16 protein-coding genes and 1 tRNA gene are annotated in these 22,880 nt (G+C 73.1%); 11 read left to right on the forward strand and 6 right to left on the reverse strand.

Annotated features, from left to right (window positions below; all coding sequences use genetic code 11):
- Positions 1-50: 50 nt before the first annotated feature.
- A tRNA-Arg gene (locus EV139_RS12005) sits at positions 51-124 on the reverse strand.
- Between the two features lie 120 nt (positions 125-244).
- On the opposite strand from EV139_RS12005, the gene EV139_RS12010 reads away from it, so the two are divergent.
- The 4 genes from EV139_RS12010 to EV139_RS12025 all read left to right on the forward strand — a co-directional run bounded on the left by EV139_RS12010 (position 245) and on the right by EV139_RS12025 (position 7,066).
- Positions 245-811 carry an adenine phosphoribosyltransferase gene (locus EV139_RS12010; protein ID WP_130454588.1) on the forward strand — a complete coding sequence of 189 codons (567 nt, stop codon included), beginning with the start codon at positions 245-247 and terminating at the stop codon, positions 809-811.
- Between the two features lie 58 nt (positions 812-869).
- Positions 870-3,995, forward strand: coding sequence for a DUF2207 domain-containing protein (locus EV139_RS12015; RefSeq protein WP_130454589.1), 3,126 nt, complete (start codon positions 870-872; stop codon positions 3,993-3,995).
- Positions 3,996-4,000: 5 nt separating this feature from the next.
- Positions 4,001-5,767 (forward strand): AMP-binding protein, encoded by a 1,767-nt coding sequence (locus tag EV139_RS12020; RefSeq protein ID WP_130454590.1) that lies wholly within the window; start codon positions 4,001-4,003, stop codon positions 5,765-5,767.
- Between the two features lie 96 nt (positions 5,768-5,863).
- On the forward strand, positions 5,864-7,066 hold the full coding sequence (locus EV139_RS12025) for a cobalamin-independent methionine synthase II family protein (protein ID WP_130454591.1): 1,203 nt from the start codon (positions 5,864-5,866) through the stop codon (positions 7,064-7,066).
- Positions 7,067-7,079: 13 nt separating this feature from the next.
- On the opposite strand, the gene EV139_RS12030 is transcribed toward EV139_RS12025, so the two are convergent.
- A complete protein-coding gene (locus EV139_RS12030; protein WP_130454592.1) occupies positions 7,080-8,096 on the reverse strand; it encodes an o-succinylbenzoate synthase in 1,017 nt (338 codons plus the stop codon).
- Positions 8,097-8,245: 149 nt separating this feature from the next.
- On the opposite strand from EV139_RS12030, the gene EV139_RS12035 reads away from it, so the two are divergent.
- A complete protein-coding gene (locus tag EV139_RS12035) occupies positions 8,246-8,980 on the forward strand; it encodes a VIT1/CCC1 transporter family protein (RefSeq protein WP_130454593.1) in 735 nt (244 codons plus the stop codon).
- A gap of 26 nt (positions 8,981-9,006) precedes the next feature.
- On the forward strand, positions 9,007-9,921 hold the full coding sequence (locus EV139_RS12040) for a 1,4-dihydroxy-2-naphthoyl-CoA synthase (RefSeq protein WP_130454594.1): 915 nt from the start codon (positions 9,007-9,009) through the stop codon (positions 9,919-9,921).
- A 57-nt stretch (positions 9,922-9,978) separates the two neighbouring features.
- On the opposite strand, the gene EV139_RS12045 is transcribed toward EV139_RS12040, so the two are convergent.
- Positions 9,979-12,210 carry a malate synthase G gene (locus EV139_RS12045; protein WP_130454595.1) on the reverse strand — a complete coding sequence of 744 codons (2,232 nt, stop codon included), beginning with the start codon at positions 12,208-12,210 and terminating at the stop codon, positions 9,979-9,981.
- A gap of 106 nt (positions 12,211-12,316) precedes the next feature.
- Between EV139_RS12045 and EV139_RS12050 the strand changes: the two genes are divergently transcribed.
- The 3 genes from EV139_RS12050 to EV139_RS12060 are packed head-to-tail and all read left to right on the forward strand — an operon-like array spanning position 12,317 to position 15,337.
- Complete coding sequence (locus EV139_RS12050) at positions 12,317-13,105, forward strand: IclR family transcriptional regulator (RefSeq protein WP_130454596.1); 789 nt, start codon at positions 12,317-12,319, stop codon at positions 13,103-13,105.
- A gap of 19 nt (positions 13,106-13,124) precedes the next feature.
- Entirely contained in the window at positions 13,125-14,384 is a 1,260-nt protein-coding gene (locus tag EV139_RS12055) for an AMP-binding protein (protein ID WP_241989047.1), read from the forward strand.
- Entirely contained in the window at positions 14,381-15,337 is a 957-nt protein-coding gene (locus tag EV139_RS12060; RefSeq protein WP_130454597.1) for a 1,4-dihydroxy-2-naphthoate polyprenyltransferase, read from the forward strand. Before EV139_RS12055 ends, EV139_RS12060 begins: the two co-directional genes overlap by 4 nt.
- Here EV139_RS12060 and EV139_RS12065 read toward each other — a convergent pair.
- The 3 genes from EV139_RS12065 to EV139_RS12075 all read right to left on the reverse strand — a co-directional run bounded on the left by EV139_RS12065 (position 15,334) and on the right by EV139_RS12075 (position 18,881).
- Complete coding sequence (locus EV139_RS12065) at positions 15,334-16,731, reverse strand: acyltransferase family protein (protein ID WP_130454598.1); 1,398 nt, start codon at positions 16,729-16,731, stop codon at positions 15,334-15,336. The two genes, EV139_RS12060 and EV139_RS12065, sit on opposite strands and share 4 nt — an antisense overlap.
- 123 nt (positions 16,732-16,854) lie before the next feature.
- Positions 16,855-17,526 carry a response regulator gene (locus EV139_RS12070; RefSeq protein ID WP_130454599.1) on the reverse strand — a complete coding sequence of 224 codons (672 nt, stop codon included), beginning with the start codon at positions 17,524-17,526 and terminating at the stop codon, positions 16,855-16,857.
- Positions 17,523-18,881, reverse strand: coding sequence for a sensor histidine kinase (locus tag EV139_RS12075; protein ID WP_130454600.1), 1,359 nt, complete (start codon positions 18,879-18,881; stop codon positions 17,523-17,525). Before EV139_RS12075 ends, EV139_RS12070 begins: the two co-directional genes overlap by 4 nt.
- Before the next feature lie 255 nt (positions 18,882-19,136).
- Between EV139_RS12075 and EV139_RS12080 the strand changes: the two genes are divergently transcribed.
- Positions 19,137-20,975, forward strand: a complete 1,839-nt coding sequence (locus tag EV139_RS12080; RefSeq protein ID WP_130454601.1) for an ABC transporter ATP-binding protein — start codon at positions 19,137-19,139, stop codon at positions 20,973-20,975.
- Positions 20,972-22,789, forward strand: coding sequence for an ABC transporter ATP-binding protein (locus EV139_RS12085; protein WP_130454602.1), 1,818 nt, complete (start codon positions 20,972-20,974; stop codon positions 22,787-22,789). Before EV139_RS12080 ends, EV139_RS12085 begins: the two co-directional genes overlap by 4 nt.
- Positions 22,790-22,880: the final 91 nt, after the last annotated feature.

The raw sequence follows: 22,880 nt of genomic DNA on the forward strand, positions 1-22,880 counted from the left end.
CCCGCACACACAAAAAGACCCTCACTCTCGAAAGAGTGAGGGTCTTGCGGTGCGCCCCGAGGGATTCGAACCCCCGACCTTCTGATCCGTAGTCAGATGCTCTATCCAGCTGAGCTAGGGGCGCCCGTTGGTTTCCCAACCAGAGAAACATTACACGAGCCGATTCGAAAACGAAAATTCGGGTGGGGATCCCGGGCGTGTGGGGCCCGCGCCCGCGCCGCCGCGGCAGGGTACCCTGGTCATCGTGCTTGAGAACGATGCGACCCCCGCCAGCCACCCGTCCGCGCCCGATCGGGCGGCGCTTGAGCGCGCGGAGTCCCTCATCCTCGAGGTGCCCGACTACCCGGCGGCCGGGATCCTGTTTCGCGACATCACCCCGCTGATCGCCGACGGCCCCGCGTTCCGGGCCACCGTCGACGCGCTGATCGCCCCCTTCGCCGGCACCTTCGACGTGGTCGCCGGTCTGGAGGCCCGCGGCTTCCTGTTCGCGAGCGCCGCGGCGTACGCGAGCGGCGCCGGCCTGATGCCGATCCGCAAGGCGGGGAAGCTGCCCCGCCCGGCGGCGAAGGTCGACTACGCGCTCGAGTACGGGGTGGCGGTCGTCGAGGCGCACGCCGACTTCCCGCGCGGCTCCCGCGTGCTGCTCATCGACGACGTGCTCGCTACGGGCGGCACGCTCATCGCGGCGCACGCGCTGATGGCGGAGCTCGGTTACGAGGTCGCCGGCACCTCTGTGCTGTTCGAGATCGATGACCTCGGCGGCCGCGCGGCGCTGAACGATCCGCAGCTGCACACGGTCTTCCACAGCTAGCGGCGCACCAGCCCCGGCGCACCCGGCGCGGGGCACACGGTTCGGGGGAATCTGGAGCATGAGCAAAGACGCGAGACCGGCACGGCGCGGGCTGCCCGGCCCCGACTTCTTCGACCTCGCGGGGAGCGATCCCGAGCTGCTGAACTCCGGCCGGATCCCGGACCCGGTGCCCGCGCACACGCCGCTGTTCCGGTGGCTGGCGCGGATCCTCACGGCGGTCGAGGCCCGGCTGCGGGCCCGCGGCGACGCGTCGGCGCGCACCGCGCTGCGGTTCCTCTGGGCGCTGCTCGGCGCGGTCGGCCTGTTCCTGCTGTTCGGGCCGATCATCAACAAGCCGCACGACTTCGACGCGGTGATCGCCGCGGCCGAGGTGGACGAGGTCGACTGGGTGGCGCGCGACGTGAGCGTCGATTACGCGGTCACACGGGGCGCCGACGGCGGCTTCGCGGCTGAGATCGCGGAGCGCTACACCGCCGACTTCAGGAACGGGCCAGAGCCGAGCGTCGAGCGCGTGCTCGTCACCGAGTTTCAGGGCCACGACGCGGAGTTCGAGCTCGGGGAGGTGCTGGTCGACGGAACACCGGCCACCGCAGAGCTCGTGCGCGCGGCGACCACCACCACGATCAGGATCACGCCGCCCACCGGCACGGAGTTCGCCGGCACGCACAACATCGCGGTGTCGTACGAGCTGCACCACCTGATCACCGCCGAGGTTGACGACGCCACAGGCCAGCCGGTCGACGCCTTGAACTGGCCTGTGTTCGGGCAGCTGTGGCCGCAGGCCACCCGTGGAATCGAGGTGTCGCTCACGCTCCCGGCCGAGCTCGACGCCGCGCTGATCCGCCAGCCGCAGGCGTACGTCGGCTGGCTGATCGCGAGCGCGACCGAGTGGCTCGAACCCGAGGCCGTCGGGGCGGGCGACGGGGAAGGCGCGGGCGACGGGGTGGGGGCCGACGAGAGTGCCGGATCCGGCGATGCAGCCGACGTGCGCTACAGCTTCACCAACGACCAGGGGCTCCCGCCCTACCCGGACATCGTGATCCGCGCGAGCTTCGAACCGGGCACCTTCGCGCAGCCGCCCACCACGGCGCTGTTCTGGTGGCAGAGCTACGGCCCGCTGCTGCCCCTCGTCGTGCTCGCGGCGCTCGCGCTGTTCGCCGCGGCCGCGCGCCGCGTCGTGTGGGCCGACAGCGCGGGGGAGCCGTGGTACCTGGCGCGCAGCGAACCGCCGGAGGGGCTCTCGCCCGAGCTCGCGGCCGCTCTGCTGGGGAAGACCGGGCACGCGGAGCTGGTGGCCGAGCTCGCCGCGCCGCCCACCAAGCGCGCGCCGCGCGAGCCCTGGCTGGCGCGGCTCGCGCGCGCCGGGCGGCGTGCGGGACGCTGGGGCAACCTGCCCGCGGTGCGCGCCGCCGCCCGCCGCTGGCGCGCCCCGGACGAGGCGGTCGAGCGCGGGCTGCGCTGGGTGCCGGACAGCTACGTGCGCGACTTCTTCGTCTTCGCGCCGATCGCGATCACGCTGCTGCAGTGGGGCGTGCTGCGGCAGCTGTCCGAGCAGGTGATTCTGACGGTCGTGTGGTGGCCGGCCGCCTTCGTCGTGGCCTCGACGGCGCTCGCGCTCGCCACGCTCGTGCTCGTGCACCGGCCCCGCCCGCTCACCCGGCGGGGCGCGCTCGCGGTGCAGCAGCTCAAAGGCGCGCACGTGTTTGCGCGGGCGACCCGGCTGACGGAGCGCGGGCCGCTCGACGACCCGCTGTTGCCGTTCGCCCTGCTGTTCGAGCGGCCGCGCCGCGCCGGGCAGCGGGTCGCCGCGCTCGCGATCCGCGAGGCCGGGAGCCCGGCGATCGCCGCTGGCTGGCGCGGGGACCGGTTCCTGTCGCTGCCCGGGATGCTCTCGTTCGCCGCCGCGCTCGCGGTGCTCGCCGGGGCGATCGTGACGGTGGCCACGGTGCCGCCACCCTACGAGCCGACCACGCACTTCAGCGAGGACGCGAGCAACCTGCCGGGCACCCTCGCCGTCGAGGTCTCCGGCTTCGACGTGCGCGCGGAGCTCAGCCGCGACGCGTCCGGGGCCGCGCGCCTGGCGGTGACCGAGCAGCTGGACGTCGTGTTCGCCGCGGACTCCGCGCGGGTGCCCCAGGTGGCGCGCGAGTGGCGTACGAGCTATCTCGGGCAGGATCTGGGCTTCGCCCTCGACTCCTTCAGCATCGACGGCGCGGAGGTGCCCGTGCGGGAGCTGCCGCAGCCGCGCAGCGCGGTCGCGGTGACCCAGCTCACCGAGGCGCTCTCCGGAGCGCACGAGGTCGAGGTGCGCTACACGCTCGCGAGCGCCGCGGTTGACGCGGGGCCCACCGCCGCCGCCGAGCAGGTGCGCTGGGCCGCGTGGCTCGACACCTGGGACGACGAGTACTACACGAACCCCAACAACCCGTACGACGGATCCGCCCCCGTGCGCCCGCTCCGCATCGAGCTCACGGTCGCCCCGGACCTCGCGGCCGAGCTGCGCGGCGGCGGGTGGATCGACTCCGATCGTGAGCTCCCGCAGATCCCCGACGCCGACGGCAACACGGTGGTGCCCTGGGTTGCGGAGATGGCCACGTACGACGATGCCGGGCAGCGGCGTGAGCTGCGGGTCGGGTCCGAGACGGTGCGGGAGGATGGGGCACTCGTGGTCACGTTTGACGCCGACGCGGTCGAGTCGCGTGAGGTCGACGTGCTCGGCGAGGGCGGCGAGTTCGAGGTCTCGCCCGAGGTGAACGCGACGCTCGGATCGTACGAGCTGCAGATCGGCGGGTTCACCGATCTGGGTGCGCGCCTCGACTTCGCGCCCGGCACCTTCGCCGGGGTTGAGGCGGGCGCGGCGCAGCGGGCCGCCGCCGAGTACGACCTGCCGTTCGCCGCGATGATGTGGTTCACGGGCGCCCTGCTCGCCGCCTGCGTTGGCACCGCCGTGGCCGCCCTGCTGCGCCGCCGGCCCCCGAGCCTCGGGCTCGGGCTGATCGCGTTCGGCGCGCTCCCCGTGCTGCTCATCGCGCAGTGCGTCGTGTTCTGGTGGGTGGTCGGCCCGATGCCGAGCGGCAACGCGCGGGGCGTCGCCGCGTTCATCCTCGCGGGCGCGATGCTCGTGGCATTCGGGGCCCAACTCGTCGCCGTGGTGCGCCGCCATGGCCGCACGGGTGGAGAATAGACCGCATGACCCAGATCGATGCAACCGCCGCATTCTTCGCCGCCCGCGACCAGCTGCTCGCCTGCGCGGGCGATCCGGCGCGCGCACGCGCCGAGTTCAGCTGGCCCGATGTGGGCTCAGAGTTCAACTGGGCGCACGACGTCTTTGACGTGATCGCCGCGGACAACGACACGGTTGCGCTCTGGATCGCCGAGGAAGACGGCACCGAGCAGAAGCTCACCTTCGCCGAGCTGAAGCGCCGCTCCGACCAGGTCGCAAACTGGCTGCGCGGCACCGGCGCGCGCAAGGGCGACGTGGCGATGCTCATGCTCGGCAACCGGGTCGAGCTGTGGGAGATCATGCTCGCGGCGATGAAGCTCGGCGTGGTGATCCTTCCCACCTCCGTGGTGCTCGGCGCCGCGGAGCTTGAGGACCGCGTCGCCCGCGGCCGCGTGGACTGGGTGTTCGCCGCCCCGGAGGACGCGGTGAAGTTCGCCGAGGTGCCCGGCCGCTACCGCGGTATCGGGGTCGGCCTCGCCGAGGGCACCAAGGACGAGCGCGCCGCGCTCTGGGAGTGGGCGCACTACGAGGAGTCGCGCGCGGCGGGCCCCGGGCGGATCCCCAAGACCACCCGCAGCGAGGATCCCGCGCTCATCTACTTCACCTCGGGCACCACGAGCCTCCCCAAGATCGTGGTCCACTCGCACACCAGCTACCCGCTGGGCCACCTCACCACCATGTCGTGGCTCGGGGTGCGCCCGGGCGACACCCACCTCGTGATCAGCGCACCCGGCTGGGGCAAGCACGCCTGGTCGAGCTTCTTCGGGCCCTGGCACGTGGGCGCCACGATTTTCGTTGCCAACTACGGTCGCTTCGACGCCGAGTTCCTCGTCTCAGAGCTCGACCGCGCCGGCGTCACCACGTTCTGCGCGCCGCCCACCGTGTGGCGCATGCTGATCCAGCACCGGCTCGACCGCAAGCCGCACGCCCTTCGCGAGCTCGTCTCCGCCGGCGAGCCGCTCAACCCCGAGGTGATCGCGCGCATCAGCGAGTGGTGGGGGCTCGAGATCCGTGACGGCTACGGCCAGACCGAGACGACGGCGCTCATCGCGAACATGCCGGGCGACCCGATCGTGCCGGGGGCGATGGGCCTGCCGCTGCCCGGCGTCGACGCCGTGCTCGTGGACCCGGTGACCGGCGCCGAGGTCGAGGAGGGCGAGATCTGCCTGCGGATCGTGCCCGCCGACCCCGCAACCGACGGGGCGAGCCCGCGCCGCGCGCCGATCAACCTCATGACCGAGTACCTGGGCAACCCCGAGGCGACCGCCCGCGCGACCGCCGACGGCCTGTTCCACACCGGCGACGTGGCGCGCCGCGACGCCGACGGGGTGCTCACCTTTGTGGGCCGCACCGACGACGTGTTCAAGTCGAGCGACTTCAAGGTGTCCCCGTTCGAGGTGGAGAGTGCCCTCCTGGAGCACCCGGCCGTGGCCGAGGCCGCCGTGGTCGGCGCACCAGACGAGACGCGGCTGAACGTCACGAAGGCGTACGTGGCGCTCGCCGCCGGGGTGCCCGCCACCGAGGACACGGCCCGCGAGATCCTCGCGCACGCTCGCGTCGCCCTCCCGCCGTACATGCGGGTGCGCCGGGTCCAGTTTGCTGAGCTGCCGAAGACCACCTCGGGCAAGATCCGCCGCGTCGAGCTGCGCCAGCACGAGGAGGCGTCGTTCGCCGCCGGGGAGCGGACCGCGGGCGAGTGGCGCGAAGAGGACTTCCCGGGCCTCAAGGGCTAGCGCCGCGCGCACCCGCCCGCCGCCCCCGGTGTGCCCGCCGCGTCATCCTGCGTCACGCAACTGGGAGCCGTGTGCGCCGCCCGGTAGCTTCGAAGCATGACCCGTATCGAAACCACCACCGCCGGCAGCCTGCCCCGCACCCAGGCGCTCATCGAGGCGAACGCGGCCCGCACCTTCGCAGACGACGGCTTCACGCTGCAGTCGACTCCGGAGTACGAGGCGCTTGTCGCTGAGGCGGTGCGCGACGTCGTGGAGCGGCAGCGCGAGGCCGGGATCACCCAGCCGGGCGACGGCGAGTTTGGCAAGGCGATGTCGAACGCGGTCGACTACGGCGCCTGGTGGACGTACTCGTTCCAGCGCACCGCGGGCCTGGAGCTGACCGGCAAGGACATCTTCAGCCAGGAGCCGGTCCGCTCCGAGCCCGGCAACGTGCGCCTCACCACGTTCCCTGACCGTCGCGACTGGAGCGAGTTCTCCGCCGCGTACCAGGATCCGGAGAGCGGGATCAGCGTGGGCAAGAACGCGACCGCGTTCCCCGCGACCACGGGCCCGATCAGCTACACGGGGCAGGCCGCGATCGCCGCCGACACCCGCAACCTGAACGCGGCGCTTGCCGAGGGCGAGACGGGCTTCCTGACCGCGATCGCGCCCGGCTCGGCCGCCCGCATCGAGAACGAGTTCTACGGCAGCGAGCAGGAGCACATCGACGCCTGGGTCGCGGCCCTGCGCGAGGAGTACCGCGCCGTGACCGACGCCGGGCTGATCCTGCAGCTCGACGACCCGTCGCTCGCCGAGAACTGGGACCAGATCAACCCGGAGCCGAGCATCGAAGACTACCTCGCGTTCACGCAGATCCGCGTCGACGCGATCAACGCCGCGATCGAGGGGCTCCCGAAGGAGCAGATCCGGCTGCACCTCTGCTGGGGTTCCTGGCACGGCCCGCACACCACCGACATCGAGCTGAAGCACATCCTCAAGACGGTGCTCGGCGCGAAGGTGGGCCAGATCTCGTTCGAGGCGGCGAACGCCCGTCACGAGCACGAGTGGGCGGTCTGGGAGGACCAGAAGGCGCTCATCCCCGACGATCTGATCCTCGTTCCGGGCGTCGTGGGCCACTCGACCAACCTCGTGGAGCACCCCGACCTCGTGGCGCAGCGCATCGAGCGCTTCGCTCGGGTGGTCGGCCCGGAGCGCGTGATCGCGGCGACCGACTGCGGCCTCGGCGGCCGCGTCCACCCGCAGATCGCGTGGGCAAAGCTTGAGGCGCTCGGCGAGGGCGCCCGCCGCGTGCGCGTCTAACCGAAGGGCGCGCTCAGGCGCGGCCCGGCGTCGCGAGGAGCGCGTGGCACCGGGCCACGCGCTCCCGCCACCAGGTGGCCCGCTCGGGCGCGGCCGCGTAGCGCGCGAGGAGCTCGTCCGAGAGCGCGGGACGGCCCACCGGGATCGACCCCCGCTCCGGGACGAGCGGCGCCGCCGTGACGTCGCCCGCGAGGAGCGCGACCGTGCCGAGGCCGCAGGCGCCGGCGAGCATTCCCGCGGGGAGCGCGGCGGCAAGCTGCGCCCCCATCGCGATGCCCACGGACGTGTCGAGCGCGCTCGACACGACGACCGGGAGCCCGGCCTCGCGCACGATGTCGAGCGCCCGGGCGACCCCGCCGAGCGGCTGCGCCTTGACGATGATGAGGTCGGCGGCCCCGGCGCGGGCCACGGCGAGCGGGTCGCTCGCCTTGCGCACGCTCTCGTCAGCCGCGATCCGCACGCTGGTCCCCGCCGCCGCGAGCCGCTCGCGCACCGCCGCGAGCTCCGGCACCGTGGCGCACGGCTGCTCCGCGTAGTCGAGGTCGAACGTGGCGAGCGCGGTGAGCGCCGCGACCGCCTCATCGACGGTCCAGCCCGTGTTCGCGTCGACGCGGATCCGCGCGTCCGGCCCCATCAGCGCGCGCACCTCCCGCACGCGGGCGACGTCCTCCGCGAGCGTCTGGCCGCGCTCGGCGACCTTCACCTTCGCGGTGCGGCAGCCGGGAAACCGGGCGAGGATCCCCGCCACCTCTGCGGGCCCGACCGCCGGGACGGTCGCGTTCACGTCGATGCGGTCGCGCAGCGCCGCGGGCTGCGGCCGCCACCCGAAGTCGATCGCGGCCGCGAGCCACTGCGCCGCCTCGGCGTCCCCGTACTCGGTGAACGGGGAGAACTCGCTCGGGCCCTCGGGGCCGTCGAAGATCGCCGCCTCGCGCACCGTGATCCCGCGGAACCGGGTGCGGGTGGGGATCGCCACCACGCGCACCGCGTCGAGCAGGGCTGCGAGGGGCGGGAGCTCGGCGTGCGTCATGCACCCGAGTGTACGGAGTTTCGCGGAGCCCCGGCCCCGCATCGAGCGCTGGATTCGTCTCCCGAGCTGGGAGTTGTGTGCCTCAGGCTGGGAGAAAGGCCAGCCTCACCATGCTTGCGGACCCCGCGCGGGAGGTTCAGACTCAGGGCATGGCACTCACGCAGAACCCCGAGAATAATCGGCAGCACGCTGACGAGCCCCACCAGAAGGTTGGCCAGCGTCTCAACTGGTTGCGCGCCGGCGTCCTCGGCGCAAACGACGGCATCGTCTCGACCGCCGGCGTGGTGATCGGCGTTGCCGGCGCGACGCCCGGCAACCTGATCGCGATCGTGACCGCGGGCCTCGCCGCCCTCGTGGCCGGCGCGTTTTCAATGGCCGGCGGCGAGTACGTCTCGGTGAGCACGCAGCGCGATACCGAGCGCGCGCTCATCGCGAAGGAGACCCGCGAGCTTGCGGAACAGCCGGAGGAGGAGCTGCACGAGCTCGCCGGGTTCTACGAGCAGCGCGGCCTCTCCTCCGGCCTGGCACTGCAGGTGGCCGAGGAACTCACCGCGCACGACGCGCTTGCCGCGCACGCGGAGGTCGAGCTCGGGATCGACCCGAGCGACTACACGAGCCCGTGGGCGGCCGCGGTGTCGTCGTTCGTGGCGTTCACGGCCGGCGCGCTGATCCCGCTGCTCATGATCCTGCTCCCGGTCGGCGAGCACCGGGTGTGGGTCGCGGCGGTCGGCGTGGTCGTGGGCCTCGTACTCACCGGCTGGATCAGCGCCGGCCTCGGCGAATCGCCCCGGCGCCCCGCGATCCTGCGCAACGTGACGATGGGGATGGCGACGATGGCGGCCACGTACCTGATCGGGCTGCTCTTCGGCGTCGCGGTGTCGTGATCGGCCGCGGCGAATAGGCTGGGGGCATGACGCAGCAGGTTTCAGAGCTTTTCGATCCGGCCGAGTGGGAGATCGCTCCCGGTGCCGCGGGCTACACCGACATCACCGCGCACCTCAGCGTGGACGGCCGGATCGCGCGCATCGCGTTCGACCGCCCGGAGGTGCGCAACGCGTTCCGGCCGCACACCGTCGACGAGCTCTACGATGCCCTCGACCGGGTGCGCGTCAACCCGCGCGTCGGTGTGGTGCTGCTCACGGGCAACGGGCCGTCGCCGCGCGATGGCGGCTGGGCGTTCTGCTCCGGCGGAGACCAGCGCATCCGCGGCCGCGACGGCTACAAGTACGCGGAGTCGGAGGAGGCCGTGGGCCCCGAGGAGCGCGCCCGCGCGGGGCGCCTCCACATCCTTGAGGTGCAGCGCCTCATCCGCTTCATGCCGAAGGTGGTCATTGCGCTGGTGCCCGGCTGGGCGGCGGGCGGCGGGCACTCGCTGAACGTGATCTGCGACCTGACGATCGCCTCGCGCGAGCACGCGAAGTTCAAGCAGACTGACGCCGATGTGGGCTCGTTTGACGCCGGCTACGGCAGCGCCTACTTTGCGAAGCAGGTGGGGCAGAAGTTTGCCCGCGAGATCTTCTTCCTCGCGGAGGAGTACTCGGCCGATCGCGCCCGCGAGATCGGCGCGGTCAACGAGGTGGTGCCGCACGCCGAGCTTGAGCGCACGGGCATCGCCTGGGCGCGGACGATCCTCGGGAAGTCGCCAACCGCGATCCGGATGCTCAAGTACGCCATGAACGCCGTCGACGATGGGATCGTGGGCCAGCAGCTCTTCGCGGGCGAGACCACGCGCCTGGCCTACGGCACCGACGAGGCGGTCGAGGGGCGCGACTCGTTCCTCGAGAAGCGCGATCCGGACTGGAGCCCGTTCCCCTACCACTACTAGCGCGGCGGGGGCGGTGGTGCGGCACGGGCCTGCGCCGCCGCTGCGCCGCCGCCGGGCCTACGCCGCCTGCTCCGCCTTCTTTGCGCGGCGCAGCTCGTGCAGCAGCGGCTCCGTGTAGCCGCTCGGCTGCGCGCCGCCCTCGATGATGAGCCGGCGGGCGGCGGTGAACGCGAGGCCCGGGGTGGCGCCGTCGGCCCCGAGCAGCAGCTCGTAGGCGGGGTCCGCGGCGTTCTGCCGATCGACCACCGCCGCGCAGCGCACGAGCGCGGCGTCGATCTCGGCCTCCGTGATCACGCCGTGGAGCAGCCAGTTGGCGAGCAGCTGCGCGGAGATGCGGAGCGTGGCGCGATCCTCCATGAGGCCCACGTCGTGAATGTCCGGCACCTTCGAGCAGCCCACGCCCTGGTCGATCCAGCGCACCACGTAGCCGAGGATCGACTGCGCGCTGTTTTCGAGCTCGGCGGCCACCGTGGCCGGGTCGAGATCGTCGGCGCCCGCGAGCGGCACGCGCAGCAGCTCGGCGAGCGAGTCGCTGTCCGCGGCCGCGGCGGCGGTGACCTCGGCCCGCGCCGCGAACGCGTCGACGAGGTGATAGTGGATCGCGTGCAGCGTCGCGGCGGTCGGCGACGGCACCCACGCCGTCGAGGCCCCGGCACGCACGTGCCCGATCTTCTGCTCCAGCATCGCACCCATGAGATCCGGCATCGCCCACATCCCCTTGCCGATCTGGGCGTGGCCGTCGAGCCCGCAGGCGACGCCGGTCGTCACGTTGCGCGCCTCATAGGCGCCGAGCCAGGGCGCGGTGCGGATCGCGGCCTTGGGCAGGAACGGGCCGGCGTGCATGGAGGTGTGGATCTCGTCGCCGGTGCGGTCGAGGAAGCCGGTGTTGATGAACGCGACCCGGTCGGCGGCGGCCGCGATCGAGGCCGCGAGGTTTGCCGACGTGCGGCGCTCCTCGTCCATGATCCCGATCTTGAGGGTGCCGAGGGGGAGGCCGAGCAGCTCCTCTACCCGGCCGAATAGCTCGGCCGTGAACGCGGCCTCGTCTGGCCCGTGCATCTTTGGCTTCACGATGTACATCGAGGGGGTGCGCGAGTTCGCGAGGGCGCCGCGGAGATCGTCGAGCGAGCCGAGCGCCGTCATGATCGCGTCGACGATCCCCTCGGGGGTCTCCGCGCCGTCGCGGTCGAGGATCGAGTCGCCCAGCATGAGGTGGCCCACGTTGCGGACGAACAGCACCGAGCGGCCGGGCAGCGTGACCTCGCCGCCGCTCGGCCCCGTGTAGCGCCGATCCGGGGCCATCGAGCGGGTGAAGCTCGCGCCGCCCTTCGTAACCTGCTCCGTGAGGGTGCCCGCCATGAGCCCGCGCCAGTTCCGGTAGCCGAGCGCCTTGTCCTCGGCGTCGACGGCGGCGACTGAATCCTCAAGGTCCATGATCGTGGTGAGGGCCGCCTCGAGCACGATGTCTTGCACCCCGGCGGCGTCGCGCGATCCGATCGAGCCGGCCGGATCGATGACGATCTCCGCGTGGATGCCGTGGTGTACGAGGAGCAGCGAGTTCGGGGCATCGGCCGTACCGGTGTAGCCGACGAACCCGGCGGGGTCGGCGAGTCCGGCGGCTGCGAGGCCCGACAGCTCGACGCGGAGTTCCCCGTCGACCACCGTGTAGCCGGTCGCGTCGGCGTGTGAGGCCGGGGCGTTCTCCGCGGGGACGGGGTCCGCGCCGATCGTGATGCCCTCGCGCACCACGAGCGGCGCGATCGTGTCGAGTAGTTCGCGCCCGCGGGCGATCACGGCGGCACCGCGCTCGGCGTTGTAACCCGTGCCCGGCGCGAGCGCGCCCTCCTGCGGGATCGCGTCGGTGCCGTAGAGCGCGTCGTAGAGCGATCCCCAGCGGGCGTTCACCGCGTTGAGGGCGAAGCGCGCGTTGAGGATGGGCACCACGAGCTGCGGGCCGGCGAGCGTGGCGATCTCGGGCGCCACGTCGGCGGTGGTCACCCGCACGGCCTCCGGTGCGGGCCGGAGGTACCCGATCTCGGTGAGGAACGCCCGGTACGCCTCGGGATCCGGCACCCCGGGGTGCGCGCGATGGTGGGCGTCGATCCGCGCCTGCAGCTCGTCGCGGGTCTGCAGCAGCCGGGCGTTCCGCGGTGACAGCTCGTGCACGATCGCGCTCACGCCGGCCCAGAACGCCTCGGCGTCGATGCCGTGGCGGTCGAGGCTCTCCTCCGCGAAGGCGAGGATCGGGTCGGCGACCGAGAGGTCGGCGCGTGAGGCGTAGCTGATCATGCGAGCTCCTATGCTGCGGGCGTGCGCGGCCGTGCGCCGCGGGGTCTGCTCCCCACGATAGGAGGACGGCTCGCTTTTTGGAGTATCGATTCCGTATCGTGGAGTCATGAGAAATCCGGATCCCCGCGCCGCTCCCGCCACGGCAGCTACTCCCGTGCCCGCCGGCGCTGGGCAGGTGCAGTCGGTCGCCCGCGCCTTCGGGGTGCTCGAGGTGCTGGCCGAGGCGGACGCCGCGCTGCCGCTCGCCGAGATCGCGGCCAGGGCCGGGCTCGCCGTGCCCACCGCGCACCGCCTGCTGCGCACGCTCGTGGAGCTCGGCGCGGCGCGGCAGCTCGACACCCGCGACTACGCGCTCGGCCCGCGCCTCATCGGCCTCGGCGAGCGCGCGACGCCGCCGCTCGCCGAGTCGGCCCGCGGCGCGCTCGTCCGTCTCGAGGACATCGCGCAGGAGACCGCCAACCTCGCGGTGCTCGACGGCGACCTGGTCGCCTACGTGGCCCAGGTCCCGTCACGGCACAGGATGCGCATGTTCACCGAGGTGGGGCGCCGCGTGCTGCCGCACGCGAGCGGTGTGGGCAAGGCGATGCTCGCGACGCTGCCGGAGCGCCGGGTGCGCGAGATTCTGGATCGGACCGGGCTCCCGGCCTACACGCCGACCACGCTCCCGAGCGCGGACGCCGTGATCGCCGACCTGCGCGAGACGCGGCGCCGAGGCTTCGCGATCGACGACGGCGAGCAGGAGGTCGGCGTGCGGTGCATCGCGGTCGCCGTGCCGGGCGCGGTGCCGCCGGCGGCGCTGTCGATCTCGGGCCCGAGCGCGCGCATGACCGACGCGATCGTTGAGCGCGCGGTCGCCGAGCTCACCCGCGCGGCGCGCGAGCTCGGCGCCGCCTGACACGGAGTACCCTGGTGGGGTGACACAGCCGAACGGACTCCGCGCCATCCCCACCGAGGATCGCGCCTGGCTCATGGCCGCGCTGCAGGACGCGCTCGCCGGCGGGGCCCCCGTGCTCCCCGTCGCACCGGGCACTGACCCGGACGCGGTGCACGCGCTCCAGCACGCCCCGCTCCCGGACGGCACCGCGCTCGTGGTGCGCACCTCGGGGTCGAGCGGCATCCCCAAGGCCGTCGCGCTCTCCGCGGCGGCGCTGCGGGCCAGCGCGGCCGCGACCCACGAGGCCTTTGGCGGGCCGGGCCAGTGGCTCGTGGCCCTCCCGATCCACCTCATCTCCGGCCTGCAGCTGCTCATCCGCAGCACGCTCGCCGGGGAAGACCCGGTCTTCGTTGACGACCCGGGCGACCCGGCACGCGTGCTCGCGGCCGTGGAGGCGATGACGGCCGAGCGCCGCTACCTGTCGCTCGTCCCGGTGCAGCTGTCGCGCCTGCTCGACCTCGCCGCCGCTGATCCGGACGCCGCGGCCGTGCTGCGCGCGTTCGACGCGGTGCTCGTGGGCGGCCAGGCAGTTTCGGTGGCCCTGCGGCAGCGCTGCCACGAGCTGGGCGTCGCGCTGAAGCGCAGCTACGGGATGACCGAGACCGCCGGTGGCTGCGTCTATGACGGCGTGGAGATCGGCGACACCCGTGTCCGCATCCGGGCCGGCGAGGTGCAGCTCGGGGGCAGCGCGCTGGCGCTCGGCTACGTGGCCGATCCGGCCCTCACCGCCGAGCGCTTCATCACCGATGTCAGCCCCGCCGGCGTCGAGTCGCGCTGGTACCGCACGGGCGACGCGGGCGAGCTGTTGGGCGGCATGCTCACCGTCACCGGCCGCCTGGACCGGGTCGTGATCTCCGGCGGCATCAACGTCTCTCTCGACGAGGTCGAGCGCGTGGTGCGCGAGCTGCCCGGCTGGGAGAGCGCCGTCGCGCTCGGCGCCCCGCACCCGGAGTGGGGCGAGCGGGTCACGCTGGTCGTCGAGACGCAGCGTGGCGCGGATCCGGCCGGCACCGGCGTCGACGCCGCGGCCGACCCGGCCGCCGCGAGTTTTGACGCCGTCCGCGAGGCGGTGCGCGCCCGGCTCGGCGTGGCCGCAGCGCCGGAGTGGGCGACCGAGACCGACGAGATCCCGCGGCTCGCGGGCGGCAAACCGGACCTCGTCGCGCTCGGCGAGTGGTTGGGACGAGTGCGCGACAGCTTCCGCGAAACGCGGCGCGCAGCAGGGGAGGAACGGTCGTGAACCAGGCAAAGGATCGCCGCAAATCGGGCAACCCGGCCGTGCGGGCAGCGGCAGCGGAGCAGGTTGCCAGCGGCGCGGAGCCGCGTATCACCTGGCGCAACTGGGTGGGCGGGGCGCGGTTGCGCACCCTCCCGCTCGCGGTCGCCCCCGTGGCGGCGGGTGCGGGGATTGCGCACATGGTGCAAGGCTTCTCGTGGCCGCTCACCCTGCTCGCGCTCGCGGTCGCGGTGTTCCTGCAGATCGGCGTCAACTACGCGAACGACTACTCCGACGGCGTGCGCGGCACCGACGAGTTCCGCGTGGGCCCGGCCCGGCTCACCGGCTCCGGGCTCGTGAACCCCAAGCGGGTGCTCGCGCTCGCGCTCATCTTCTTCGGCCTCGCGGCCGTGTCCGGGCTCGTGGCCGTGGCGCTCAGCGGCCGGTGGTGGTTCCTGGCGCTCGGCGTGATCGCGATCATCGCCGCGTGGTTCTACACCGGCGGCAAGCGCCCCTACGGGTACGCGGGCCTCGGCGAGGTGGTCGTCTTCATCTTCTTCGGCCTCGTGGCCACGGTGGGTACGGTCTGGCTGCAGACCGACGTGCGCACGCAGGAGGAGTGGTTCGCCGGTGCCGGCGTGGGCCTGTTCGCGGTCGCCGTGCTGATCGTCAACAACATTCGCGACATCCCCACGGACCGGCTCGCGGGCAAGCGCACCCTCGCGGTGCGGATCGGGGATCGGGCCTCGCGGATCCTGTTCGTGGTCTGCCTGCTGCTCCCGTTCGCGGTGCCCGCGATGTTCGGTTTCGCCAATCCCGGGATGCTGCTCGTGTGGTTCGTGCTGCTGCTCGTGCTGCCCTGCATCCTGATCGTGCTCACCGCGAAGACCCCGCGCGAGCTGATCCTCGTGCTGCAGCTCACGAGCCTCGCGGCGCTCGCCTACGGCGTGCTGCTGGGGATCGGCTTCGCCTTCTAGCCCCGCGCCGGGCGCGTGGCCGGCCCCGTGGCCGCGACGGCGCCCGCGACCGCGATCTGGTCCGCGGGTCGCAAGCGGGCGGGCGACACCGTCCACACCGCCGCGGCGATGAGCGCGGCGCCGAGCGCCCAGGCCCAGAGCGCTCCGGTGGCGGTGAGGATCACCAGCACGCCGCCCGCACCGCTCAGCACCCCGAGGGCGGCGCGGCGCGCGGAGACGGCGCCGGGGCGCCCGGCCGGCACGGAACCCGCGGCGCCCCGGGGCCGGCGCTCGATGCGGCCCGCGACCGACACAGCGAGCGTCACCGCGACCCCGGCCGCGACGAGCCACGCGGGGCGGCCGAGCCACCAGTCGCCGGAGAGCGGAGCGGGGAGCAGCGCCGCCGCGCCGGGCGCGGACTGTGCGGCGAGCAGCAGGCCCGCGAGGAGCACGACCACGGGCATGTGCCAGGAGTAGATCGTCATCGCGGTTCCGTTGATCGCGTCGACGGCGCGCCGCACCCGGGGGAGCCCGGCCCGGGCCGCGAGCCGGTGCCGCAGCGCCGCGAAAGCTGCCAGCTGCACCACGCCGAGCAGCGCGAGCGCAGCCGTGGGCGGGTTGAGCGCCTCGAACAGGTTCGCCGGGCTTGCCCCGACGACGATGAGCCCCGCGATTCCCGCCGCGGCCCAGGCCGCCTGCCGCAGGCTCGGCGCGCGGCCGTCCGCGAGCCAGAAACCCAGCTGCTGCACCAGCAGCCACACGAACAGCAGATTTGCACAGCCAACCGCGTCGACGCCGCTCACCCACCGAATCGCGTCGACCGCGAGCACCGCGGCGCCGAGCGCGGCGACCGCGCGGCGCGGCGCGCGCTCGTGGGCGCGCAGCGCGAGCGGCACGAACGCGGTGCACAGGACGTAGACGCCCAGGAACCAGAGCGGCTGACTGATCCGCCAGCCCGCCTCCGCGACGAGTTCCGGGTCGAGCCCGGCCGCGGCCAGCACCGCGAGCGCGACCGTGGTGGCCACCGCGGCGGCCAGCGGCACCGGGAGGAGCCGCCGCAGCCGGAGCGCGACATACTCCGGACCGCGCACCCCGCGCCCGCGCTCGCGCCGCAGGTGGGTCGCCGAGGCGAAGCCCCCGAGGATGAAGAACAGCGGCATCATCTGCGCGACCCAGGAGAACGGCGTGAACAGGTCCCACGCCTCGAGCGCGTTCTCGAGCACCACGCCGTCGCCCGTGACGCTCACGCCGACCATGAGCGCGTGCACCGCGACCACCGCGACGAGGCACGCGGCGCGCACGAGATCAACCGCGGGGTCGCGGCGGGAGCCGGGGGCCGCGGTGCGGCCGGTGCGGCCGGTGCGGGCGGTGCGCGGCGCGGGGGCGCTGCGCGGAGTGGGGGCGACGATGGTCATGTGACGGTCCTTCCAGTGGTCTGGAAGTACGGTCCCGCGCCAGAATCGGCCTGCGCATCACCCCGGGGTGCGCATTCGACCCCCTACCGGGGTAGGGGGCGGCTCCCGGACGGCCCCGTCCGACTAGCGATCCGGCGAGACCAGGCCCGCGTCGTACGCGAGGATCACCGCCTGGACGCGGTCGCGCAGGTGCAGCTTCGTGAAGATGCGGGTCACGTGCGACTTCACGGTCTGCTCGGCGATGAACAGCTCGGCGGCGATCTCGGCGTTGGCGAGGCCGCGGCCGATCCGCACGAGGATCTCGCGCTCGCGCTCGGTGAGCTCGGCGAGGCGCAGCGCGTGCGCGTCGCTGGCGGGGCGCTGCTCAGCGAAGCGCTGAAGCAGCCGCTTCGTGACGCTCGGGGCCAGCAGGGCGTCGCCCGCGGCGACCACGCGCACCGCCTGCACGAGGTCGGCCGGGGGCGCATCCTTGAGGAGGAACCCGCTCGCCCCCGCCGCGAGCGCGTCGTGCACGTACTCGTCGATGTCGAAGGTGGTGAGGATCACCACGCGGGGGACGTGGTCGATGCGCGGCGGCGGCGACATGAGCTCGCGGGTGGCCTCGAGCCCGTTCTTCCCGGGCATGCGGACGTCCATGAGCACGACGTCCGGGCGGAGCCGGTGCGAGAGCTCGATCGCCTCCTCGCCGTCCGCTGCCTGCCCCACGACCGTGAGGTCCGGCTGGGCGTCGAGGATCGCGGCGAAGCCGGCCCGGACCATCGCCTGATCGTCGACGATGAGCACTGAAACGGTCATGCGCGGGGCTCCGGTCGGGTGGGTGGTGCGGGGGCGGTGGGCGCGGCCGGCGTCACCGGTGCGGTCAGTGTGGTCGGCGCGGCCGGCGCGGGTGCGATGCTCGCGTGTGCGGGATCGATCGGCGTCCCCGGGGTGACGGGCACGAGCGCGACGACCCGGAAGCCGCCGGCCGGGGTGTGGTCCGCCCAGAGGCCGCCGCCGAGGGCCGCCACGCGCTCCCGCATGCCGCGGATGCCGTGGCCGCTCCGGTCGGCAGCGAGGACCGCCGGGGCCGACGCCGCGGTCGGCGGCGCGTTCTCAACGGTGATCCGCAGCTGTGCTGGGGCCTCGGGCCCGGCGGTGCGGGCGACCTCGGCACTGGCATCGGTTGTGGCTGTGGCCTCGGCCTCGAGCGTGACGCGGACGGCGGTGCCGGGCGCGTGCCGGGCGGCGTTGCCGAGCGACTCCTGCGCCACCCGGTACACCGCGAGCGCGCAGACCGGGTCGAGGCGATCCCCCACGGCCGGCGGAAGCTGATCGTCGAGCTCGGCGCGCGAGCGGGCGACGAGCTCGGGGAGCTGGGCGAGACCCGGCTGCGGTGCCTGCTCGGCGTCGTCATCGGCGCGGAGCACCCCGAGCAGCGCCCGCATCTCACCCAGCGCGGTGCGAGCGGTGGCCGCGAGGTCGTCAAACTCGTCTGCGACGGGGGCGTCGAGGTCGGGGTAGCGGTAGCGCGCGCTTGCCGCCTGCACCTGGATCACTGACATGCCGTGCGCCACGACGTCGTGCATCTCGCGCGCGATCCGCGTGCGCTCCTCCGCGACCTGACGGCGCGCGAGCTCAAGCTCGGACACCTCCTTGACCGCGGCAAGCTCGCCCCGCGTGGCCCGGATCGCGCGCACGAGCAGCGCCGCGCCAACGGCTGCGGCGAGCAGGGCGAGGGTGACGATGAGGTTTGAGATCACGGGGCCCGGGGGCAGGTGGGATCCGGTGCCGGAGGCGATGCCGCCAGCGACGATCCCGATGAGCGCCGTGCCGCTCGCCGCCCCCACCCAGTGCCCCCGCAGCGCCGCGACCGCGAAGACGATGAGCGCGGCGAGGAGCGTGGCCACGGGGACCGGCCACGGCGCGGTCGGCGTGGCGGTGACCAGGAGTATCTCGCCGATCGCGCCCGCGGTGACGAGGCCGAGCGCGAGCCGCGGGAAGCGCTGCACGGTGAGCACCGCGACGGCGAGCACGAGGGCGACCGCCAGGCTGTCGCCCACCCCGACGCCGTACACGGTCGCACCGAGCGCGGCGTTGACCGCGAGCACCGCGAGGGCGGCGAGGGTGGCCGCGGCCCACAGCCAGGGGGCGAGGCGGCGGCGAGGGGTCATGCGGCAAGGCTACCGCCCCACCCCAAACTGGTGCTTGCAGATCGCGCGACCGCCCGGATAGGGTGGTTCACTGTATCCCTACGACCCGGAAAGGAGCAGATCATGGTACGGATGACCCGCATCGCATATCGTCTCGCTCGTCCGGGCACCCCGCTGACCGGACACTAGGTATCTCGCGGCCCGCCGCTCGGCGCCGCCCCTTCCGTTTCCAGCTTCTCCGCACCACGCTTCGGTGCGCTTTCTCGATCAGGGATCATGACTGTTTCACACGCTGTACCGCCGTCGTCTGATGACCGCGGCCCCGTTCCCGAACCCGCGGCGCGGCTGTCCACGCCCCGCGCGCTCGCCCGGCTGTACCCGTTCGCGCGCCCGGCGCTGCCCCGCCTCATCGGCGGTGCGCTCGTGGGCCTCGGCGCCGCGGTCGCGAGCCTGCTCATCCCGCTCGTGCTCCAGTGGGCCGTCGATGGCCCCATCACCACGGGCGACCGCGTGCAGATCGTCTGGGCCACCCTCGCGGTGCTCGGCCTCGGCGTTGCGGAGGCCCTCATGGTGTTCCTGCGCCGCCGCTTTGTGCTGACACCGGCCGCCGGGATCGAGCTGTCGATCCGCCGGGCCTTCTACGACCGGCTGCAGCGCCTGCCCGTCGCGTTCCACGACCGGTGGCAGTCGGGCCAGCTGCTGAGCCGCATGATGCAGGACATCGGAACGATTCGCCGCTGGCTGGCGTTCGGCCTGATCCTGCTGCTCATCAACATTCTCACGATCGTGATCGGCGCCGCGCTGCTGTTCCGGTGGCACTGGGCGCTCGGCACGGTGTTCGTGGTGTGCTCGATCCCCGTCTGGGTGATGGGGTACCGCTTCGAGCAGAGCTACGGCCTGCTCTCTCGGCGCAGCCAGGACCAGGCCGGCGATCTCGCGACCGCGGTCGAGGAGAGCGTGCACGGCATTCGCGTGCTCAAGGCGTTCGGCCGCGGCGGCCACGCGCTCACCCAGTTCACGCGCCGCGCGGAGTCGCTGCGCGATACAGAGCTGCGCAAGGCACGCGAGGTTGGGGCGCTCTGGTTCTGGCACGAGCTGGTGCCGATCCTCGCCCTCGGCGCGTGCTTCATCACCGGTGTGTGGCTCACCGCGCACGGTCTCCTCACGGTGGGCGAGCTCTTCGCGTTCTTCGCGATGGCCGCCGCGCTGCAGTGGCCCATGTCGTCGCTCGGCTACCTGTACTCGTTCCTTGTGGACACGCGCACCGCGACGGACCGCGTCTTCGAGGTGTTCGACGCGCCCGTGACCATCACGGATCCGGCTGAGCCGCGCACCATCGCGGAGCCCCGCGGCGAGCTCGCATTTCGCAACGTGCGGTTCGCGTACCCGGACGCGGGCGCCGCGGAGCCGGATCTGCTCGCGGGCATCGACCTCGTGCTGCGTCCCGGCGAGACGATGGCGATCGTGGGCGCAACCGGCAGCGGCAAGACCACGCTGACCACGCTGCCCACCCGGCTGTTCGACGTCACCGGCGGTGCGGTCGAGCTCGACGGCGTGGACGTGCGCGAGCTCCGCCTCTCCGAGCTGCGCCGCCGCATCGGCGTCGCGTTCGAGGAACCGATCCTGTTCTCCGCCTCGGTGCGCGAGAACGTGCTGCTCGGGCGCGACGACCTCGACCCGGACAGCCCGGAGGCCGACGCGGTGCTCACGCAGGCGCTCGACGTGGCGCAGGCCGGCTTCGCCGCCGAGCTGCCGAACGGCGTCGACACCGAGGTGGGGGAGGAGGGGCTGTCGCTCTCGGGCGGGCAGCGCCAGCGGCTCGCCCTCGCGCGCGTGGTCGCCGCGGCGCCCGACGTGCTCGTGCTCGACGACCCGCTCTCGGCGCTCGACGTTGACACGGAGGCGCTCGTTGAGGCGGCACTGCGGCGCGTGCTCGCCGACACGACCGCGCTGATCGTGGCCCACCGCCCGTCAACCGTCTCGATGGCGGACCGGGTCGCGGTGCTCTGGGAGGGGCGGATCGAGGCGGTCGGCACACACGCCGAACTGCTCCGCGAGAACGCCCACTACCGATACTTGATCGCCAGCATTGACGCGACGGAGGACCGCGCATGAGCCCCGAAACGGTGCGCGGCACCCGCGGCGAGGACCGCGACCAGTACACCCGCGAGGAGAGCCGGGCGATCCGACGCCGCTCGCTGCGCCTGCTCGGATCGATCCTCGCGCCGCTGAAACGCCTGATCTGGCTCACCGGCATCGTGATTGTCGTCTCGACGGCAATGCGCGCGATCGGGCCCACCCTCATCGCGTTCGGGATCGACGAGGCGCTGCCGCGCGCGGTCGACCAGGGCGACTGGGGCCCCGCGATCCTGATCGGCCTCGCCTTCGTGGTGTCGGGCGGGATCGGTGCCGCGTTCGTCGGCTGGTACATCGTGCTGATCGCCCGGCTCACCCAGGCGGTCATGATGGAGCTGCGCACCCGCATCTTCCGGCACACGCAGCGCCTCAGCCTTGAGTTCCACGAGGGCTACACGTCTGGCCGGATCATCGCCCGGCAGACGAGCGACCTCGAATCGATCCAGGAGCTGCTCGACGGCAGCCTGAACGAGCTGATCGACGCGATCCTGATCGGTAGCTTCACGCTGCTGATGCTGTTCCTTATCGACTGGCGCAGCGGCCTGCTGCTGCTCGGCATGGGGATCCCGCTCGTGCTGCTGATGCGGTGGTTCGTCCGCGAGTCGCAGAAGGGCTTCCGCGCCACCCGCGTGGTCAGCGCCCGCCTGATCGTGCAGTTCGTGGAGACGATGACGGGGATCCGGGCCGTGCAGGCGTTCCGACGCGAGCCGCGCGGCCGCGAGGTGTTCGGTCGCGTGGCCGACGACTACCGGCGCGCGAACCTGCGCGTGTTCAGGCTGTTCGGCGTGCTCGATCCGGGGCTGATCCTGCTCGCCAACGTGACCATCGCCGGGGTGCTGCTGTGGGGCGCGCTGCGGGTGTCGGACGGGACGCTCGCGATCGGCGTGCTGCTCGCGTCGGTGCTGTATGTGCGCAACTTCTTCGGCCCGATCGAGGAGGTGGCGATGTTCTTAAACTCGTATCAGTCGGCCACCGCCGCGCTTGAGAAGGTGTCGGGCGTGCTTGAGGAGGACCCGACGGTGCAGGACCCGGAGCGTGCACGCCGGCTGCCCGAGGCGCGCGGCGAGCTCGAGTTCGACGGCGTGAGCTTCGCGTACGCGACCGGCCGCACCGTGCTCGCCGACTGCGCGCTCACAATCCCTGCCGGGCAGACCGTCGCGCTGGTGGGCACCACGGGGGCGGGCAAATCGACGCTCGCGAAACTCGTCGCGCGGTTCTACGATCCGACGGCGGGGCGCGTGCTGCTCGACGGGGTCGACCTGCGCCAGCTCGATCCCGAGGACCTCCGCCGCGCGATCGTGATGGTCACCCAGGAGGCCTACCTGTTCAGCGGCACCGTCGCGGAGAACATCGCGCTCGGGAAGCCGGACGCGACACTCGCCGAGATCCGTGCCGCGGCCGAGGCGGTCGGCGCGCACGGGTTCATTGAGGCGCTGCCCGACGGCTACGACACCGACGTGAACAAGCGCGGCGGGCGGGTCTCGGCCGGGCAGCGGCAGCTCGTCTCGTTCGCGCGCGCGTTCCTCGCCGACCCGCGCGTGCTGATCCTCGACGAGGCCACCGCGTCGCTCGACCTGCCGAGTGAGCGGCTCGTACAGGACGCGCTGCAGCGGCTGCTCGCCGACCGCACGGCGATCATCATCGCCCACCGGCTCTCGACCGTCGCGATCGCGGATCGGGTGCTCGTCATGGAGCACGGCCGGGTGGTCGAGGACGGCAGCCCCGCGGCGCTCATTGCGGCCGGTGGGCGCTACGCCGCCCTCAACGCAGGCTGGGAGGCGTCGCAGGCGTAGGGCGGCGTGGGGCAGCGTGTGGGCGTGCGGCCTCGCGTTTGGGCTCGCGGGCTCGCGGGCGCGCGGGCTCGCGTGAGGGCGGGTGCCGGGT

The organism is Leucobacter luti, from assembly GCF_004217175.1.
Classification (GTDB): Bacteria; Actinomycetota; Actinomycetes; order Actinomycetales; family Microbacteriaceae; genus Leucobacter; species Leucobacter luti.

Excerpts from the sequence above, each read along its gene's own strand:
- EV139_RS12015 (WP_130454589.1), top strand. The coding sequence starts at position 870 with ATGAGCAAAGACGCGAGACCGGCACGGCGCGGGCTGCCCGGCCCCGAC.
- EV139_RS12020 (WP_130454590.1), top strand. The coding sequence starts at position 4,001 with ATGACCCAGATCGATGCAACCGCCGCATTCTTCGCCGCCCGCGACCAG.
- EV139_RS12025 (WP_130454591.1), top strand. The coding sequence starts at position 5,864 with ATGACCCGTATCGAAACCACCACCGCCGGCAGCCTGCCCCGCACCCAG.
- EV139_RS12030 (WP_130454592.1), bottom strand. The coding sequence starts at position 8,096 with ATGACGCACGCCGAGCTCCCGCCCCTCGCAGCCCTGCTCGACGCGGTG.
- EV139_RS12035 (WP_130454593.1), top strand. The coding sequence starts at position 8,246 with ATGGCACTCACGCAGAACCCCGAGAATAATCGGCAGCACGCTGACGAG.
- EV139_RS12040 (WP_130454594.1), top strand. The coding sequence starts at position 9,007 with ATGACGCAGCAGGTTTCAGAGCTTTTCGATCCGGCCGAGTGGGAGATC.
- EV139_RS12045 (WP_130454595.1), bottom strand. The coding sequence starts at position 12,210 with ATGATCAGCTACGCCTCACGCGCCGACCTCTCGGTCGCCGACCCGATC.
- EV139_RS12050 (WP_130454596.1), top strand. The coding sequence starts at position 12,317 with ATGAGAAATCCGGATCCCCGCGCCGCTCCCGCCACGGCAGCTACTCCC.
- EV139_RS12065 (WP_130454598.1), bottom strand. The coding sequence starts at position 16,731 with ATGACCATCGTCGCCCCCACTCCGCGCAGCGCCCCCGCGCCGCGCACC.
- EV139_RS12070 (WP_130454599.1), bottom strand. The coding sequence starts at position 17,526 with ATGACCGTTTCAGTGCTCATCGTCGACGATCAGGCGATGGTCCGGGCC.
- EV139_RS12075 (WP_130454600.1), bottom strand. The coding sequence starts at position 18,881 with ATGACCCCTCGCCGCCGCCTCGCCCCCTGGCTGTGGGCCGCGGCCACC.
- EV139_RS12080 (WP_130454601.1), top strand. The coding sequence starts at position 19,137 with ATGACTGTTTCACACGCTGTACCGCCGTCGTCTGATGACCGCGGCCCC.
- EV139_RS12085 (WP_130454602.1), top strand. The coding sequence starts at position 20,972 with ATGAGCCCCGAAACGGTGCGCGGCACCCGCGGCGAGGACCGCGACCAG.